This window comes from Alloalcanivorax marinus (genome assembly GCF_016785095.1).
Classification (GTDB): domain Bacteria; phylum Pseudomonadota; class Gammaproteobacteria; order Pseudomonadales; family Alcanivoracaceae; genus Alloalcanivorax; species Alloalcanivorax marinus_A.
In genome coordinates, this window is sequence record NZ_JAEKJB010000002.1 from 545,726 (window position 1) to 561,665 (window position 15,940).

The 15,940-nt window shown below is 66.2% G+C and carries 13 protein-coding genes; 6 read left to right on the plus strand and 7 right to left on the minus strand.

The window, feature by feature from the left end; genetic code table 11:
• Positions 1 to 107: 107 nt before the first annotated feature.
• The gene (locus tag JF515_RS04230) at positions 108 to 608 is read left to right on the plus strand and encodes a MarR family winged helix-turn-helix transcriptional regulator (RefSeq protein ID WP_203101311.1); all 501 of its coding nucleotides are present in this window, start codon (positions 108 to 110) and stop codon (positions 606 to 608) included.
• Here the strand turns inward: JF515_RS04230 and JF515_RS19590 are convergent.
• From JF515_RS19590 to JF515_RS04265, 7 genes are all read right to left on the minus strand, one after another.
• Positions 605 to 1,864, minus strand: coding sequence for a hypothetical protein (locus JF515_RS19590; protein ID WP_203101312.1), 1,260 nt, complete (start codon positions 1,862 to 1,864; stop codon positions 605 to 607). The two genes, JF515_RS04230 and JF515_RS19590, sit on opposite strands and share 4 nt — an antisense overlap.
• A gap of 189 nt (positions 1,865 to 2,053) precedes the next feature.
• On the minus strand, positions 2,054 to 4,006 hold the full coding sequence (locus JF515_RS04240; protein WP_203101313.1) for an acetoacetate--CoA ligase: 1,953 nt from the start codon (positions 4,004 to 4,006) through the stop codon (positions 2,054 to 2,056).
• Positions 4,003 to 5,949 (minus strand): acetyl/propionyl/methylcrotonyl-CoA carboxylase subunit alpha, encoded by a 1,947-nt coding sequence (locus tag JF515_RS04245; protein ID WP_203101314.1) that lies wholly within the window; start codon positions 5,947 to 5,949, stop codon positions 4,003 to 4,005. Before JF515_RS04245 ends, JF515_RS04240 begins: the two co-directional genes overlap by 4 nt.
• Before the next feature lie 24 nt (positions 5,950 to 5,973).
• Positions 5,974 to 6,753, minus strand: a complete 780-nt coding sequence (locus JF515_RS04250; protein WP_203101315.1) for an enoyl-CoA hydratase-related protein — start codon at positions 6,751 to 6,753, stop codon at positions 5,974 to 5,976.
• Positions 6,754 to 6,963: 210 nt separating this feature from the next.
• Complete coding sequence (locus tag JF515_RS04255) at positions 6,964 to 8,574, minus strand: carboxyl transferase domain-containing protein (protein ID WP_203101316.1); 1,611 nt, start codon at positions 8,572 to 8,574, stop codon at positions 6,964 to 6,966.
• Positions 8,575 to 8,652: 78 nt separating this feature from the next.
• On the minus strand, positions 8,653 to 9,816 hold the full coding sequence (locus tag JF515_RS04260; RefSeq protein ID WP_203101317.1) for an isovaleryl-CoA dehydrogenase: 1,164 nt from the start codon (positions 9,814 to 9,816) through the stop codon (positions 8,653 to 8,655).
• Entirely contained in the window at positions 9,809 to 10,204 is a 396-nt protein-coding gene (locus tag JF515_RS04265) for a MerR family transcriptional regulator (protein ID WP_203101318.1), read from the minus strand. Before JF515_RS04265 ends, JF515_RS04260 begins: the two co-directional genes overlap by 8 nt.
• A gap of 325 nt (positions 10,205 to 10,529) precedes the next feature.
• On the opposite strand from JF515_RS04265, the gene JF515_RS04270 reads away from it, so the two are divergent.
• The 5 genes from JF515_RS04270 to JF515_RS04290 all read left to right on the plus strand — a co-directional run bounded on the left by JF515_RS04270 (position 10,530) and on the right by JF515_RS04290 (position 15,934).
• Positions 10,530 to 12,749 (plus strand): response regulator, encoded by a 2,220-nt coding sequence (locus JF515_RS04270; RefSeq protein ID WP_338015167.1) that lies wholly within the window; start codon positions 10,530 to 10,532, stop codon positions 12,747 to 12,749.
• Between the two features lie 15 nt (positions 12,750 to 12,764).
• A complete protein-coding gene (locus JF515_RS04275; RefSeq protein ID WP_203101326.1) occupies positions 12,765 to 13,460 on the plus strand; it encodes an NAD(P)H-binding protein in 696 nt (231 codons plus the stop codon).
• A gap of 45 nt (positions 13,461 to 13,505) precedes the next feature.
• A complete protein-coding gene (gene rraA / locus JF515_RS04280) occupies positions 13,506 to 13,988 on the plus strand; it encodes a ribonuclease E activity regulator RraA (protein ID WP_203101327.1) in 483 nt (160 codons plus the stop codon).
• 135 nt (positions 13,989 to 14,123) lie between these two features.
• Positions 14,124 to 15,665: a glucan biosynthesis protein gene (locus JF515_RS04285; protein ID WP_238400827.1), complete on the plus strand. Its 1,542-nt coding sequence runs from the start codon at positions 14,124 to 14,126 to the stop codon at positions 15,663 to 15,665.
• Positions 15,665 to 15,934: a hypothetical protein gene (locus tag JF515_RS04290; protein WP_203101329.1), complete on the plus strand. Its 270-nt coding sequence runs from the start codon at positions 15,665 to 15,667 to the stop codon at positions 15,932 to 15,934. Before JF515_RS04285 ends, JF515_RS04290 begins: the two co-directional genes overlap by 1 nt.
• Positions 15,935 to 15,940 lie beyond the last annotated feature (6 nt).

Consider the following 15,940-nt stretch of genomic DNA (forward strand, 5'->3'; position numbering starts at 1 on the left):
CACCCCGGAGGGCGTATCAATGGAGACAAAAGTGCCATCGCCACGCCTCCATTGGTTACACTAGTGGGCGCGCGCCGTCGCGTCCGCTGCAAGGAGAAAACCACTCAATGTCCCGCGAAGACCGGAATCCGGACGCCTCTCATCCGGCTACGGAGCTGGATCTGACCCGCTTTTTGCCGTACCGGCTCAACAATCTGGGCGGGCGGATCAGCCAGGCCCTGGCGGTGATCTACCGCGAGCGGTTCGGTATTTCCATCCCGGAATGGCGCATTCTGGTGTGGCTTAATGAGCGACCGGTGCTTACCGCCAAGCAGTTGACCGGGTTGACGCAGATGGACAAGGTGCGGGTGTCCCGTTCGGTGCGCGCCCTGGAGAGTCGGGATCTGATTCAGCGCCGCCCGTCCACGGAGGATCAGCGTCAGCAGCTGTTACGGCTCACTGATCCGGCCCGGGAACTGCTCGCGGAACTGATACCGGCCACCCGCCGTTGGGAGGCGGAGTTGGCGGCGACTCTGTCGGAGGGGGAGCACGAAGCGTTGCTGGCGGCGCTGAACAAGCTCGAGGAACGTCTCGAGCACCTGGTGGCGACGGAGAGCGACAACAGCTAGGGCGCCGGTCGCCATTGCATCGCCGGTCGCGCCCGGCGGGCCTTGGCCAGCGCCCCCGGGCCGCCTTCGGAGAACGTCAGTTCGGCCATGAAATAGAACGATTCGCCGAACGGGATGCGATCAAGAGCGAAGCCCACATTGGGAGTCTGGCCGGGAAAGCGCTCCGGTTTGTCTTCCAGCTCCGGATCATCCTGGTAAAGAAAGCGCGCTCCGGTGCCGAAGCCGGAGGCGAAATTCAGCCGCGCCAGCATGGCGAAGCCGTTACCGGTGTCGAACCACAGCCAGTTGCGGGCCGGCACCGGGCTATCCACCATGGCCCGCTCATCGGCGTCCAGCCGGCCATCCACCCGCGCCTCCCGGTCTCCGGTCCAACTGGTACGCAGCCGCGCGCCGTTCAGATCGTGGCCGTCCACGGTGACCCGGGCGCCGGGTTCGCGCAGCACGGCGGCGGCGAAACCGGGCAACCGGAAGCGGGCGTGCACCGCCACCGCCTGGTCCTGGATCACCAGGAAATTGTATACCTTGAGCACCGGCAGGCCGGCCACCCGTACCCGGGTGCGGGCGTATACCAGGGTCGCCAGGGGGCCGTCGATCACCTGGCGGATCTCCGGGTCCAGATTTTCGTTGGTGAGGGTAAGCCGGGCACCGGCGCTGAACACTCCGGCGCTCAGACGCAGTTTAAGACTGTCCAGCAGATTGCGGCGCCGGCCTTCGGCGTCGGTGTAGCCGTCATGGAAAAAGTCCCCCCAGAGGAACAGGTTGTCGTCGCGCAAGCGCAGCTCGAAGTCGTCGGTGCGTAGACGCAGCGGGTCCCGGCGCAACCGGGCCGGCGCCGGGTGGGGGGAGGGTGGCCGGGCCAGCAGGTAGAGGGTTCGGGTGTCGTCGCCGGCATCGATGATCAGAGTGCCGAGAAGTCCCGGCGGGTCGGTGGAGGGTGCTCCGTCGGTGTCCTCCGGCACCTTCACCAGCAGACGGTCGGCGGTGGCGATGCGCGTCACCGGCAGGTCGCGTTCGCTGTCCGGGTCCTGCTCGAAGTAGGGAGCCTGGCCGTTGCTCCAGGCCAGCCATTGGTGGGGTACGCTCTGGAAGGCGCCGTCGCGGTAAACGGCCACGTCCACCGCCGCCCGTTCCTGGCCGGCCAGGCCCTCCAGTCCGCCGCCTTCCAGCGCCACCACCCGGGCGGTGCCGGCGGCCGGTACCAGCAGCAGCGCCAGCGCGGCGGCGATCAGATTCCGGGAACGTACGCGAGTTAGCATGGGCCTCCTTGCCTGACTCGACGGATTGATTCATCACTGATCAGGCTCGGCGTGAGGCGCCGGGAAGTCGAGGCCGCCCGGCCCTGTTGGGCGGGCGTTCGGGTCATGGGGTGGTAATCGCGGCTAAAGCCGCTCCTACGGCGAAAAATATCCCTATAGGAGCGGCTGTAGCCGCGATCGAGCTCAACGTCAGTCCGCCAGTTCCGGGCGGTCGGCGAAGTGTTGTAGGGCATCCGGGTTGGCCAGGGCGTTGCGGTTACGCACCTCCCGGCCGTGCACCACGTCGCGCACCGCCAGCTCGACGATCTTGCCGCTCACCGTGCGCGGAATCTCCGGCACGGTGAGAATCACCGCCGGCACATGGCGGGGGCTGGCGCCGGCGCGGATGGTGGTCCGGATTTTCTTTTGCAGCTCGTCGCTGAGCTCGACACCCTCGGCGGGCACCACGAACAGCACCACCCGCACGTCGCCCTGGAACTGCTGGCCGATGACGATGGCTTCACGAATTTCTTCCAGGGTTTCCACCTGACGGTAGATTTCGGCGGTGCCGATGCGCACGCCGCCGGGGTTGAGCACGGCGTCGGAGCGACCATGGATGATCAGTCCGTCGTGGCCTTCGTGGGCGACGATCTCGGCGTAGTCACCATGGGCCCAGATGTTCTCGAAGGTGTCGAAGTAAGCATCGTGGAAACGCTGCTCATCCGGGTCGTTCCAGAACGCCACCGGGCAGGCGGGGAAGGGCGCCCGGCATACCAGCTCGCCTTTTTCGCCGACCACCGCTTCGCCGTCGTCGTTGAACACCGCCACGTCCAGCCCAAGGCCCAGGCATTGCAGCTCGCCCCGGTAGACCGGCACCACCGGGTTGCCCAGGGCGAAGCAGGACAGGATGTCGGTGCCGCCGGAGATGGAGCTTACCAGCAGGTCCGGTTTGACCTGCTCATAGAGGAAGTCGTAGCTCTCGTGGAGCAGCGGCGAGCCGGTGGACATCAGGGTACGCAGGGTGGACAGATCGTGGCTCTCCCGGGGCACGATGCCGGCTTTTTCCACCGCTTGCACGAACTTGGCGCTGGTGCCGAAGTGGGTGATCTTCTCGGCGTCGATCAGATCGAACAGGCGGGCGGCGTCCGGGTAGGCCGGGTTGCCGTCGTAGAGCACCAGGGTGGCGCCGGTCTGCAAACCGCTCACCAGCCAGTTCCACATCATCCAGCCGCAGGTGGTGAAGTAGAACAGCACGTCGTCGGCGCCCAGGTCGCCGTGCAGGCGGTGCTCCTTGGCGTGCTGGATCAGGGCGCCGCCAGTGCCGTGCACGATGCACTTAGGGGCGCCGGTGGTGCCGGAGGAATAGAGAATGTAGAGCGGGTGGTTGAACGGCAGCTCGGCGAACGGCGGCGGCGCTTCGGCGGCGGCCAGCCAGTCGCCCCAGTTGAGCGCCTTGTGCACCCGGCTGGTGTGGCCCCGGCCGGGGATCGCCACCAACAGCTCCGGTTGCAGCTTGTCGTGCAGGTCCTGGATGCGCTGATCCAGTTCGATCCATTTCCCGTTGTACTGATAACCGTCGCAGGCGAACAGCACCTTGGGTTCGATCTGGCCGAAGCGGTCGATCACGCCTTGCACGCCGAAGTCCGGCGAACAGGACGACCAGATCGCACCGATCCAGGCGCAGCCCAGGGCGGCGATCACGGTTTCGATGCGGTTCGGCATGAAGCCCGCCACCCGGTCGCCGGGTTGTACGCCGGCGGCACTCAGTTGCGCGGCCACCTGACCGGCGGCCACGCGCAGGTCGTTGTAGCTGATCTCGTCGCGGTGTCCGGACTCATCCACGCTGATCAGCGCGGGGTGGGTGTCGTGGCGCGCCAGCAGATTCTCCGCCATGTTCAGACGGGCGTCCGGGAACCAGCGGTTGTGACGGAATACGGGACTGGGTTCCAGGACCCGTTCGCCCTTGTGCCCTTGCAGCGCGCAGAAATCCCAGACCAGGTTCCAGAACGCCTCGGGCTCGCGCACCGACCATTGATGCAGGGCGCGGTAATCGTCCAGGGCTTGTCCGGTGAGGGCTTCCGCCTGTTTACGGAACGCGGTGAGCTGGCTGTGTTCCAGCCGCCGCGCGTCGGGCTGCCAAAGCGGGGATGGGGCTGTTGTCATTCTTCCTCCGTTTCAAAGTCCACCAACAAGGTGCCTTCAGAAACGCTGTCTCCGGCTTGCACGAGGAAGGCCCGCACGGTGCCTGGGGCACTGGCGCGCAGGGTATGTTCCATTTTCATGGCTTCCAGTGTAATCACGGCATCGCCGGCGGCCACGGGCGTATCCGGCGCCGCATGGCAGGCCACGATGGTGCCGCTCATGGGCGCGCGGAAATCGTCCGCGCCGCCGGCGTGCTCGCTCTCCCGAGCCGGATGCGTTTCGATGCGATAGTCCTGTCCGTGGACGAACAACGTCAGGCGCCGGCCATCAAAAAAGAGGGCCTGGCCGGAAAGCCTGTCTTCACCCCAGTCCAGTTCGAACAGGTCGCCGTGCCGGCGCAGCCGGTAGGGCGCGCGCCGATCCGCGACGGTCGCCTGTTCATTATCGAGGACCACGGTGAAGTCGTGTTCGTCCACGCGCAGCGGCACTAGGGTACGCCGGCGGCCAAGCGGACGCCAGGCGGGCAGCCCGGACCAGGGGTCACCGCCGGCTTGGCCCTGGCCGGCGACCAGCGTGGCGGCGGCCACCGCCAGGGGCTCCGGCGCTTGCCCGGCGGGCTCCAGCAGGTAGGGGCGGTGCTCCAGCAGGCGGGTGTCCAACTCGCCGGCGGCGAACGCCTCGTCCAGCAACACCCGACGCAGGAAGGCGGTGTTGTGATGCACCCCGGTGAGCGCCAGCTGGTCCAGGGCCCGGGCCAGACGCCGGCGGGCCTGGTCCCGGTCGTCACCGTGGGCGATCAGCTTGGCGATCATGGGATCGTAATAATCGGAAACAATATCCCCTTGCTCCACGCCGGCGTCGACGCGCACGCCGTCCGGCCAGCGCAGTTGGTCGATGCGCCCGGAGGACGGCAGGAACTGTTGGTAGGGGTTCTCCGCGTACAGGCGCACCTCCATGGCGGCGCCGTTCAGACACAGGTCCTGCTGGGCCTTGGGCAGCGGCCGGCCCTCTGCCACCGCCAGCTGCCAGGCCACCAGGTCCTCGCCGGTGACCAGCTCGGTGACCGGGTGCTCCACCTGCAGGCGGGTGTTCATCTCCATGAAGAAGAATTCGCCTTCGGGGGAAAACAGGAACTCCACGGTGCCGGCGCCCCGGTAATCGATGGCGCGGGCGGCGCGTACCGCCGCCTGGCCCAGCTCCTGGCGCTGTTGTTCGCTGAGCCCCGGCGCCGGCGCTTCCTCGATCACCTTCTGGTGGCGCCGTTGCACCGAGCAGTCACGCTCGAACAGATGCACGGCGTTACCGTGTTCGTCGGCGAACACCTGCACCTCCACGTGGCGGGCGGTGGGCAGATAGCGCTCCAGCAGCACGCGGTCGTCGTCGAAGGCATTGCGGGCCTCGCGGCGGGCGGCGGCCAGGGCTTCCTCGAACTCCTCGGCACGCTGCACCGCGCGCATGCCCTTGCCGCCGCCCCCGGCCACCGCCTTGATCAGCAGCGGGAAGCCGACCCGGTCGGCCTCGCGGAGCAGGGTGGCGTCGTCAGCGCCTTCCCGGTCGAAGCCGGGCAGCACCGGCACGCCGTGCTCCGCCATGCGCTGGCGGGCGGCGGCCTTGTCGCCCATCAGGCGGATCGAATCCGGCGCCGGGCCGACGAAAATCAGCCCGGCCTCGGCGCAGGCCTCGGCGAAGGCGGCGTTCTCCGACAGAAAGCCGTAACCGGGGTGAATGGCGTCGGCGCCACTGTCCCGGGCGGCGGCCAGCACCGCTTCGATGTTCAGGTAGCTGTCGCGGGCACTGGCCGGGCCCAGATGCATGGCGCGGTCCGCCTCGCGGACATGGGGCGCGTCGGCGTCGATGTCGGAATACACCGCCACCGTGGTGAGCCCGAGCTCACGGCCGGTGCGGATGATGCGCCGGGCTATTTCGCCCCGGTTGGCGATCAGAAGGGTGTCGATGCGGGCCATTGTTGTTCCTTTCTGTGTGGGCGGCTATTCGTCGATCCAGTTCGGGGCGCGTTTTTCCAGGAAGGCGCTCAGGCCCTCCTGACCTTCGGCCCCGGTGCGCAGCTCGGCGATCAGGTCGGCGGTGTAGTCCACCACGGCCGGGTCCACGGCGCTGCCGTCGGCACGGTGCACCAGTTCCCGGGCGCGTTGCTGGGCGCCAGGCGCGCCGTTCAGCAGGGCGGCGATCAGCCGTTCCACGGTGGTGTCGAGATCCACCGCCGGCACCACTTCATGGACCAGCCCCAATTGCCCGGCGCGGGGGGCGTCGATCACCTCGGCGGTCATGAAATAGCGGCGCGCCTGCCGTGGCCCCATGGCGCGCACCACGTAAGGGGCGATGACGGCCGGCAGAATGCCGAGCTTCACCTCACTGAGGCAGAAGCGGGCGTCGTCGGCGGCCACCGCGATGTCGGCGGCGCAGATCAGCCCCAGGGCGCCGCCGAAGGCGGCCCCCTGGACCCGGGCGATGACCGGCTTGGCGGCGCCGTCGATGGCGCTCATCAGCGCCGCCAGCCGGCGTGCGTCGGCGCGGTTCTGGTCCGCGTCCAACTCGCCCATGGCGCGCATCCAGTTGAGGTCGGCGCCGGCGGAAAAGTGCTTGCCGGCGGCGTCCAGCAGGATCACCCGGGTGCTTTCCTCGTCGCCGGCCCGCTGGAACGCTTCGATCAGCGCTTCGATGATGGTGTCGTCAAAAGCATTACGTTTGTCCGGCCGGTTGAGGGTGATGTGCGTAACCAGGCCCGTATTGGTGCTTGTTATGCTCATGGGTTGCTCCTGTTGTTGGTCGCTGGAGGTCAGACGCCGGACGCCTGACGCCTGACGCCTGACGCCTGACGCTGGACGCTTAACCCTGGGCGCCCAGGTGTGACGTGTTTTCTGACGGGTTGTTCTGAACTGGCAGGGAACACGTCATCCTTTCAAGGCTCGGTTTAAGCGTCCGGCGTCCAGCGTCCAGCGTCCAGCGTCTGGCGTTACTCACATCCGAAACACGCCGTAGCGGGTTTCGCCGATGGGGGCGTTAAGGCTGGCGGAGATCGCCAGGCCAAGCACGTCGCGGGTGTCCGCCGGGTCGATAACGCCGTCGTCCCACAGCCGCGCGCTGGCGTACCACGGTTGCGCCATGGTTTCGTATTGCTCGGTCATGTCCGCCTGGAAACGGCGCGCCTCGTCCTCGTCCCAGTGCTCGCCTTTCTTCTTCAGGGCGGCGGCCTTCACCTGGGTGAGCACGCTGGCGGCCTGCTCGCCGCCCATCACCGAGATGCGCGCGTTGGGCCACATGAACAGGAAGCGCGGGTCGTAGGCGCGACCGCACATGCCGTAGTTGCCGGCGCCGAAGCTGCCGCCCGTGATCACCGTGAATTTAGGCACGGCGGCGCAGGCCACCGCGTTGACCAGTTTGGCGCCGTGCTTGGCGATGCCCTCGGCCTCGTACTTCTTGCCCACCATGAAGCCGGTGATGTTCTGCAGGAACAGCAGCGGAATGCCGCGCTGGTTGCACAGCTCCACGAAGTGAGCGCCCTTGAGGGACGATTCGGAATAGAGCACGCCGTCGTTGGCCAGAATGCCCACCGGGAAACCGTGGATGCGGGCGAAGCCGGTGACCAGCGTGGTGCCGTAGTTGGCCTTGAACTCGTCCAGGTCGGAGTCGTCGACGATGCGCGCGATCAGTTCCCGGGCCGGCATCGGCGAACGGGTGGTGGGCGGAATCAGGCCGTACAGCTCGTCGGCGTCGTAGGCCGGCGGTCGGGCCGGGCGCACGTCGAGCTGCTCGGGCTTGCGTCGGTTGAGCCGGTCGATACAGCGGCGCGCCAGGTCCAGGGCGTGGGGCTCGTCGTCGGCCAGGTGGTCGGCCACGCCGGACTGCTCCCCATGCAGCGCGGCGCCACCCAGTTCCTCGGCGGTGACCTCCTCGCCGGTGGCCGCCTTGACCAGCGGCGGGCCGGCCAGGAACACGGTGGAATGCTCGCGCACCATGATCACCTCATCGGCCATGGCCGGTACGTAGGCGCCGCCGGCGGTGCAGGAGCCGAGCACCACGCTGATCTGGGGAATCCCCCGGGCGGACAGATTGGCCATATTGAAGAAGATGCGACCGAAGTGTTCCCGGTCCGGGAATACCTCATCCTGGCGGGGCAGGTTGGCGCCGCCGGAATCCACCAGGTAGATACAGGGCAGATTGTTTTCCGCGGCCACCGCCTGGCAGCGCAGGTGTTTCTTTACCGTGAGCGGATAGTAGCTGCCGCCTTTCACGGTGGGGTCGTTGGCGACGATCATGCATTCCACGCCGGCCACCCGGCCGATGCCGCCCACGCAGCCGGCGGCGGGCACGTCCTCGCCGGGGTAGACGCCGTCGGCGGCCAGCGCCGACAGCTCCAGGAACGGCGAGCCCGGGTCCAGCAGGTGCTGGATACGCTCGCGGACCGGCAGCTTGCCCCGTTCGCGTAGGCGCCGTTCGGCGGCTTCGCCACCGCCGGCGGCGACCCGGTCCAGTTTTTCCCGGAGTTGCTCGCGCAGGGCCAGGTTATGGTCCCGGTACTCGGCGTATTCCGGGGTGCTTTTGTTGAGTTGGCTGATGATTTTTGGCATGGCTACGCCTCGCTTACACGCTTCACGCTGGCACGCACCACGCTACGGGCGGCGTGCCAGCGTGAAGCGTGGTGCGTGTTAGCGGGTTTCATTGAACAACTCCCGACCGATCAACATACGGCGGATTTCGCTGGTCCCGGCGCCGATTTCATAAAGCTTGGCATCGCGCAGCAGGCGGCCGGTGGGGTAGTCGTTGATGTAGCCGTTGCCGCCCAGGCACTGGATCGCGTCCAGGGCCATTTGCGTGGCGTTCTCGGCGCAATAGAGGATGGCGCCGGCGGCGTCCATGCGGGTGGTGCGGCCGGTGTCGCAGTTACGCGCCACCTGGTAGAGGTAGCTGCGGCTGGCGTTGATGGTCACGTACATGTCGGCGATCTTGCCCTGCATCAACTGGAACTCACCGATGGCCTTGCCGAACTGCTTGCGCTCGTGCACATAGGGCAGCACCACGTCCAGACAGGCCTGCATGATGCCGGTGCAGCCGCCGGCGAGCACGGTGCGCTCATAGTCCAGGCCGCTCATCAGCACCTTGACCCCTTCGCCGACCCGGCCCAGCACGTTTTCCTCCGGTACCTCGCAGTCCTCGAACACCAGCTCACAGGTGTTGGAGCCGCGCATGCCCAGCTTGTCCAGCTTCTGGGCCCGAGAGAAGCCGGGGAAATCCCGTTCCACCAGGAAAGCGGTGATGCCGCGTGGGCCGGCGTCCGCGTCGGTCTTGGCATAGATCACGTAGGTGTGGGCGTCCGGACCGTTGGTGATCCACATCTTGTTGCCGTTGAGCACATAGCGGTCGCCTTTCTTGTCGGCGCGCAGGCGCATGCTCACCACGTCGGAGCCGGCGCCGGGCTCGCTCATGGCCAGGGCGCCGATGTGCTCGCCGCTGACCAGGCCGGGCAGGTAACGGGCGCGCTGGGCGTCGTTGCCGTTCAGCCAGATCTGATTCACGCACAGGTTGGAATGGGCGCCGTAGGAAAGCCCCACGGAGGCGGAGGCCCGGGAGATTTCCTCCATTACCAGGGTGTGGGCCAGGTAGCCCAGGCCGGCGCCGCCGTATTCCTCGCCCACGGTGATACCGAGCACGCCCAGGTCGCCGAGTTTTTTCCACAGGTCATTGGGGAACTGGTTGTCCCGGTCCACCTGCTCGGCGAGGGGCGCGATTTCGTTGCGGGCGAAGGCGCGGGCGCTGTCGCGCAGGGCCTCCAGGGTATCGTCCAGTTGAAAGTCCAGGCCGCCGTTAAACATGATCGTTCTCCAGGTTTTCCATTGCTTGCCGGGCACGGGCCTCGGCGTCCTCCAGTTCCCCTTGCAGGATCCGGATGTCGGTGAGTTGTTGTTCGAGCTGGGCGCGTTTTTCGTTGATCTTGCCGATCAGGGCCATCAGCTGATCGCGGTTGTCCTCGGTGGGCCGGTACATGCGAATCAGGTCCCGGGATTCGGCCAGGGAGAAGCCCAGCCGCTTGCCGCGCAGGATCAGCTTCAGCGTGGTGCGGTCCGCCGTCGAATAGATTCGGGTCTGGCCGCGACGCTCCGGGCTCAGCAGGCCCTGATCCTCGTAGAAGCGGATGGTGCGCGTAGTGACGTCGAAGGCACGGGCCAGCTCGCCGATGGTGTAGGTCTTTTGAGTTTCCATGGGGTCGGAGATTAGGGGAAGTTTACGTTAACGTAAAGTGGCGGTTATGGATGGGACCGTGCCGTTGCGGGTGCCGGCGGGCCGGACACGCGGCAAGTACGTCCATGTAGCTCGTTTCCGGCATCCCTGCCTCCAACGGTCCGGCCCGCCGGCACCCGCAACGGCACTCCCGGGGTAACCTTCCCCTTGGGGGGTAGGAGCGGCTTTAGCCGCGATTGGGGGTGGCACGGCGGTCGGTCTGGCTCGGTCGCCAGCCGCGATGCGGTAGCCTGGGCGGTTGGGGGGTGTTACCTTTAGCGCCCGCTGGTTCCGAGGGTGTGGGACGGTGATTTACAGAAAAGATCGCAAGGTCCTCAAAAGAGTGGATTTCGGGGCCGCCAAGAATTCCCTGATGGGGGTGTTGGCGGCCCTTGTGGTTTACGCGCTGGTGATTGCCTGGGGCCGCGTTTACGAGGCGTTCCAGCTGGAGGCGCTGATCGCCGGTGGCGCGGTGGTGGTGGTGACCGCTTTCCGCCTGTGGCTGGTGGCGCGCTTCGATGCCCTGTATGGCGCCGGGCCGGCGCGCTGGCGGAGGCTGTTCGCGCTCGGCCTGATTCTGCACGCTCTGGTGTGGGGGCTGCTGCCGGCCTGGCTGGTGTGGCGCGTGGGCACCGGCTTCAATTTCTTCGTGGTGATTCTCTACAACGTCGGCGTGACCACCGCCCTGGGCAGTTCCTGGATGGCGGGGCTGCGGGTGCGGCAGGTCTATATCGTGCTGATGTTCCTGCCGGTGATCATCGCTCTGGTGTTGGGTGGCGGCCTGCGTGAGTGGCTGCTGGCGATGCTGGTGGCGGCCTATACCTTCTACCTGTTCCGGCTTTATCGCGGCCAGTACGAGCTGTTCTGGCACGCCGTGACCCGGGAACGCCGTGGTGGGGGCGTGGAGCGGCGCCGGGAGCTGCCGGCCAGCACCGACATTCAGCTCAGTCTGGTGTACCGGCTGGCCCATGAACTGCGCACGCCGATGAATTCGGTGATGGGCATGATGTCGCTACTGGAAGACACCCGCCTGGATGATGAACAGCAGGAATACCTGCAGGTGGCCGGGCAGAGCGGCAAGCTGATGATCACCCTGATCGACGACGTGCTGGATTATTCACGCATTCTCACCGGCCGCATCACCCTGAGCCCGGATTACTTTGATCTGCGTTTGGCGCTGGAACAGATTCTCGAGGCGTTCGGGCCGATGGCTCAGAGCAAGGGCCTGGAGCTGGCCGCCGTGGTGGATCGCTTGTTGCCCAAGCGGGTACGTGGCGACCGCGACCGGCTCATGCAGGTGCTCACCAACCTGCTCAGCAACGCGGTGAAATTCAGCGAACGGGGCGAAATCCGGGTGGACGTGGATTTCACCGCCGAGGGGGAAAACGATGGCGTGTTGCGGGTGCGGGTCAGTGACCAGGGGGCCGGCATGGACACCGACACCCTCAAGCACCTGTTCGAGGACCAGTTCCTGGATGGCGCCCAGGACGCCTTCGCGGTTCGTCACGCGGGCTTCGGCCTGCTGGTGTGCAAGGGGCTGATCGAGGCCATGGGCGGCCATATTGGCGCCGAAAGCGTGGAAGGGGAGGGCTCCACCTTCTGGTTCACGGTGCGGCTGGGCATGCAGGCGGACATGAGCGAATCCACCAAACTGGCCGCCGCCATGGCCCAAGTTCAGGGGCTGGTGGTGGGCGCCGGCGGCGGCTCCCTGGCCGCCCTGCAGGAAGAGTTCGAGGCACTGGGCAGCCAGTGCCAGGGGGCGCGGGATTACGATCATGCCTTGCAGGCGCTGCGCGCCGGTCACCGCGAGCAGGCGGAGTTCGACCTGTTGCTGGTGGATACCCACGACCGCCGTGAGCTGGCGCTGAATCTGTGCCGCAACGTGCTGGAAGACCCCAGCTTGCGACCGGTGAAGCTGATGCTGATGTGCACCATCGAGGAGCGTGGCCAGCCGACCATCCAGCGTCTGGTGGACAAGCATGGCCTGGTGACCCTGGTGCGGCCGGTGCATCGCTCCGGGCTGCGCATCGCCCTGGGCCGGGTGCTCGGCATCCGCCGTCCGGCGCCGGTACAGGATCTGCCCACGGAGACCCCGGAGGAGCGTCAGCGTCGCAAGCTGTTCCGCCTGCTGCTGGTGGAGGACAACGAGGTTAACCAACTGGTTACCCGGGGCATGTTGGGCAAGCTCGGTTACCAGGTGAAGACCGTTAATAACGCGGAAACCGCTCTCGCGCTGCTGGAGCAGGAGACCTTCGATCTGATCCTGATGGACTGCATGATGCCGGACCTGGACGGCTTCGAAGCCACCCGGGTATTGCGCGAGCGGGAGCAGGCCGAGGAAAGCCCGCGCACGCCGGTGATCGCCATCACCGCCAATACCGCCGAAGGGGTGCAGGCGCGTTGCCTGGCCGCCGGCATGGATGACTTTCTCGCCAAACCCGTGCATCTTCAGGAACTGGAAACCGTTCTGCGGCGTTGGCTTTCGAAGGACGAGGACGACGCCGGAGGGGAACAGGACAGCGAATAACAAGAGGATGACGCCATGAGCCGAAGGGCCTTGCTGCTGGGCGCCACTGGATTGGTGGGCGGACACTGCCTGCGACTGCTGCTGGATTGCGACGAGTATGACGAAATCCGGGTACTCACCCGGCGCGCCACCGGGGTCGAGCACCCCAAACTGGTGGAAAGGGTCATCGACCCGGCGGACATCGAAGCGCAGGCGGACTTCTTCGCCGTGGACGACGTGTTCTGCGCCATCGGTACCACGCTCAAGCAGGCCGGTTCCAAGGATGCTTTCCGGCGCGTGGATCTGGAGCTGGTGATCACCGTCGGCCGGCTGGCCCGGGACGCCGGCGTGCAGCGCTTCCTGCTGGTGTCGGCGGTCAACGCCAACGCCCACTCGCCATTTTTCTACGCGCGTACCAAGGGACAACTGGAGCGCGAGCTCAAGGACCTCAAACTGCCGTTGCTGGCCCTGTTCCAGCCGTCGCTGCTACTCGGTGAGCGGGAAGTGCCGCGCCCGGTGGAGGCGTTCGGCATTCGTTTTTCCAAGATCATCGACCCGATCACCCGCTGGACCGACGCCCACTGGCTGCCGGTGAGCGGCGAACGGGTCGCCGAGGCGCTGATCGGCATGGCGTTGATGGGCCCGGACACCGGCACCTACCGGGTGCGGTTCCGGGATTTCATCGTCTACGCCGGCAAGTTCCGCGACAAATGTTTGCGCTCGGCCTCCTGAGCGCGAAGGAGTTCACCCCCGGACAATGCAAACAATGGAGAGACAATGACTTTCGTCACCTGTGATCTGTGCGACGACAACGCCGACATCGTATCCGTGGTCACCGGCCTGAACTGGTTCAGCTACGGCGGGCGGAGTGCCTTTGGCGGTGAGATCGTCACCGTGAAATGCTTCGAGGACAATTCCCGGGTCAAGGAGCATCTGGGCACCGACGGCAAGGGCAAGGTGCTGGTGGTGGACGGCGGCGGCAGCCTGCGCAACGCACTGATCGGCGACATGATCGCCGAAAACGCGGTCAAGAACGGCTGGGAAGGGGTGATCATCAACGGTGCCTGTCGGGACGTGGATGAACTGGCCAAGCTGGACATTGGCGTCATGACCCTGGGTTGCGTGCCGATCAAATCGGTGCGCCGCGACGAGGGCCAGCTTAATATCGATGTTACCTTCGGCGGGGTCAGCTTCCGCCCCGGCGAATACGTCTACGCCGACAACAATGGCGTGATCGTGGCGCCCCGTTCGCTGCTTTGAGCGGCACCACCCACGTTTTGCGAAAATTTATAGTTCGTTCCGTGCCGACGCGAGCCAGTCGGTGGTCCGCCGTATAGGATGTAGCGCAACATCTTCGTCGATTCTTGCGTTGTTCCGTTGAAGGGGTGGTAGTACATGGAGCGTTTTCGTTGCTGGCCGGTGCTGATCATGGTGCTGGTCTGCTGGCCGTTGGCGGCCCAGGGCTTTGGTTTCCAGGACGTCATCGACCGCGCCAGGGAGCAAGCCGGGGAGCCCTACCGGGCGCCGACGCCGATTCCATCCTTCCTGCAGGAACTCAACCACGAGCAATACCAGGGCATCCGCTTCAAGCCGGAGCGCACCCTGTGGCATGAAAGCGGCTCGCGTTTTCAGGTGCGACTGGTCTCGCCGGGGCTGTATTTCAAGCACGCCGTCAAGCTCCACCAGGTGGACGCGGAGGGCGTGCACGACGTGCCCTACGACAAAACCGATTTCAACTACACCAGCGAGGAACTGGCACGGCGAGTGCCGGCGGACCTTGGCTACGCGGGCTTTCAGCTTACCTATCCGTTGCACGGCGAGAACAGCCGCGATCCTTTCCTGGTGTTCGCCGGCGCCAGTTATTTCCGCGCCGTCGGCAAGGACGGCCACTTCGGGCTGTCCGCCCGGGGCATCGCCGTGAACACCGGCTTGCCATCCGGTGAGCAGTTTCCCTCGTTCACCGAATTCTGGCTGGTGCGGCCGACCGCCAAGGCCGACACCATGACCTTCTACGCCCTGCTGGACGGCCGCGCCCTCACCGGTGCCTACCAGTTCGACGTGCGTGTCGGTGACGCCGCGATCATGGACGTGAAGTCCCGGCTGTTCCTGCGCGAGGACATCGAGAAACTGGGCATCGCGCCGCTCACCTCCATGTTCTTTTACGGTGGCAACACCGCCCGGCCAGTGGGCGAGTGGCGCCCCCGGGTACACGATTCCGACGGCCTTCTGATGCACGACGGCGGCAGCGGCGAATGGCTGTGGCGGCCACTGCTCAACCCCAAGAATCTGAAGATCGATTACTTCAGCGCCGAGAAAACCGGTGGTTTCGGGCTCATGCAGCGCCAGACCCGTTTCGATGATTTCCAGGATTTCGCCGCCCATTATCACCAGCGACCAAGCGCCTGGGTGGCTCCCAAGGGAGAATGGGGCAAGGGCCGCATGTCCCTGGTGCAGTTGCCGTCCAGCAACGAAAACAACGACAACATCGTCGCCTTCTGGACCCCGTCCGAACCGGCCCGCAAGGGCCAGGCCCTGGCCTACGACTACCGCCTCAAGTTCGGTGATCCGTCGATCAGCGGCAGCCAGCGGGCCAGCGCCGTGAAGACCTTCGTCGGCGACGGTAACCGCGCCGGCGGCGGTAACGTGGAAGGCGCCTACCGGGTGGTGGTGGATTTCGCCGGTGGGCCGCTCGGCGATCTGTCCGGTGACGCCCCGGTGACCAGCGCGGTGACCGCCGAGGGCAACGGCGAGGTGATCGAGCACTTCGTGGAGTACCTGTCACCGGTGAATCGCTGGCGTATCTCGATCCTGGCCAAGCCAGCGCCGGAACGGCCACTGGCCCTGCGTGCCTTCCTCAAGAACGGTGATGAAGCGGTAAGCGAAACCTGGTCCTACGAGATTCCCGCCAACAATGACATTCTGGGAGCGGAATCCTGATGAGCGATAATCTGATCGAGGATGCCCTGGGCCGGGCGCTGGCCTACCTGCGTCTGGCCGGCCTGGATGCCGACCCGGCGCTGACCCGACGCGCCCTGCGATTGGTGGACGAAATGCTGGAGCAGGGCGAGGATGGCCTGGTGGAGCGGGTGATGTCGGCGCTGCCGGAGCGTTTCGCGGTGCCCGAGCCGCCGGAGCCGCTGGGCACGCCGCCGATTCACCGTGGTGCCATCGGCTATGGCGTGGGCGGTTACGGCGTGGGGCGATGAGCCTGG

What these genes read in the sequence shown, in the direction of transcription:
- JF515_RS04250 (WP_203101315.1), bottom strand. Translation starts at nt 6,753, where the DNA reads ATGAGCATAACAAGCACCAATACGGGCCTGGTTACGCACATCACCCTC.
- JF515_RS19590 (WP_203101312.1), bottom strand. Translation starts at nt 1,864, where the DNA reads ATGCTAACTCGCGTACGTTCCCGGAATCTGATCGCCGCCGCGCTGGCG.
- JF515_RS04245 (WP_203101314.1), bottom strand. Translation starts at nt 5,949, where the DNA reads ATGGCCCGCATCGACACCCTTCTGATCGCCAACCGGGGCGAAATAGCC.
- rraA (WP_203101327.1), top strand. Translation starts at nt 13,506, where the DNA reads ATGACTTTCGTCACCTGTGATCTGTGCGACGACAACGCCGACATCGTA.
- JF515_RS04285 (WP_238400827.1), top strand. Translation starts at nt 14,124, where the DNA reads ATGGAGCGTTTTCGTTGCTGGCCGGTGCTGATCATGGTGCTGGTCTGC.
- JF515_RS04255 (WP_203101316.1), bottom strand. Translation starts at nt 8,574, where the DNA reads ATGCCAAAAATCATCAGCCAACTCAACAAAAGCACCCCGGAATACGCC.
- JF515_RS04265 (WP_203101318.1), bottom strand. Translation starts at nt 10,204, where the DNA reads ATGGAAACTCAAAAGACCTACACCATCGGCGAGCTGGCCCGTGCCTTC.
- JF515_RS04260 (WP_203101317.1), bottom strand. Translation starts at nt 9,816, where the DNA reads ATGTTTAACGGCGGCCTGGACTTTCAACTGGACGATACCCTGGAGGCC.
- JF515_RS04230 (WP_203101311.1), top strand. Translation starts at nt 108, where the DNA reads ATGTCCCGCGAAGACCGGAATCCGGACGCCTCTCATCCGGCTACGGAG.
- JF515_RS04290 (WP_203101329.1), top strand. Translation starts at nt 15,665, where the DNA reads ATGAGCGATAATCTGATCGAGGATGCCCTGGGCCGGGCGCTGGCCTAC.
- JF515_RS04240 (WP_203101313.1), bottom strand. Translation starts at nt 4,006, where the DNA reads ATGACAACAGCCCCATCCCCGCTTTGGCAGCCCGACGCGCGGCGGCTG.
- JF515_RS04275 (WP_203101326.1), top strand. Translation starts at nt 12,765, where the DNA reads ATGAGCCGAAGGGCCTTGCTGCTGGGCGCCACTGGATTGGTGGGCGGA.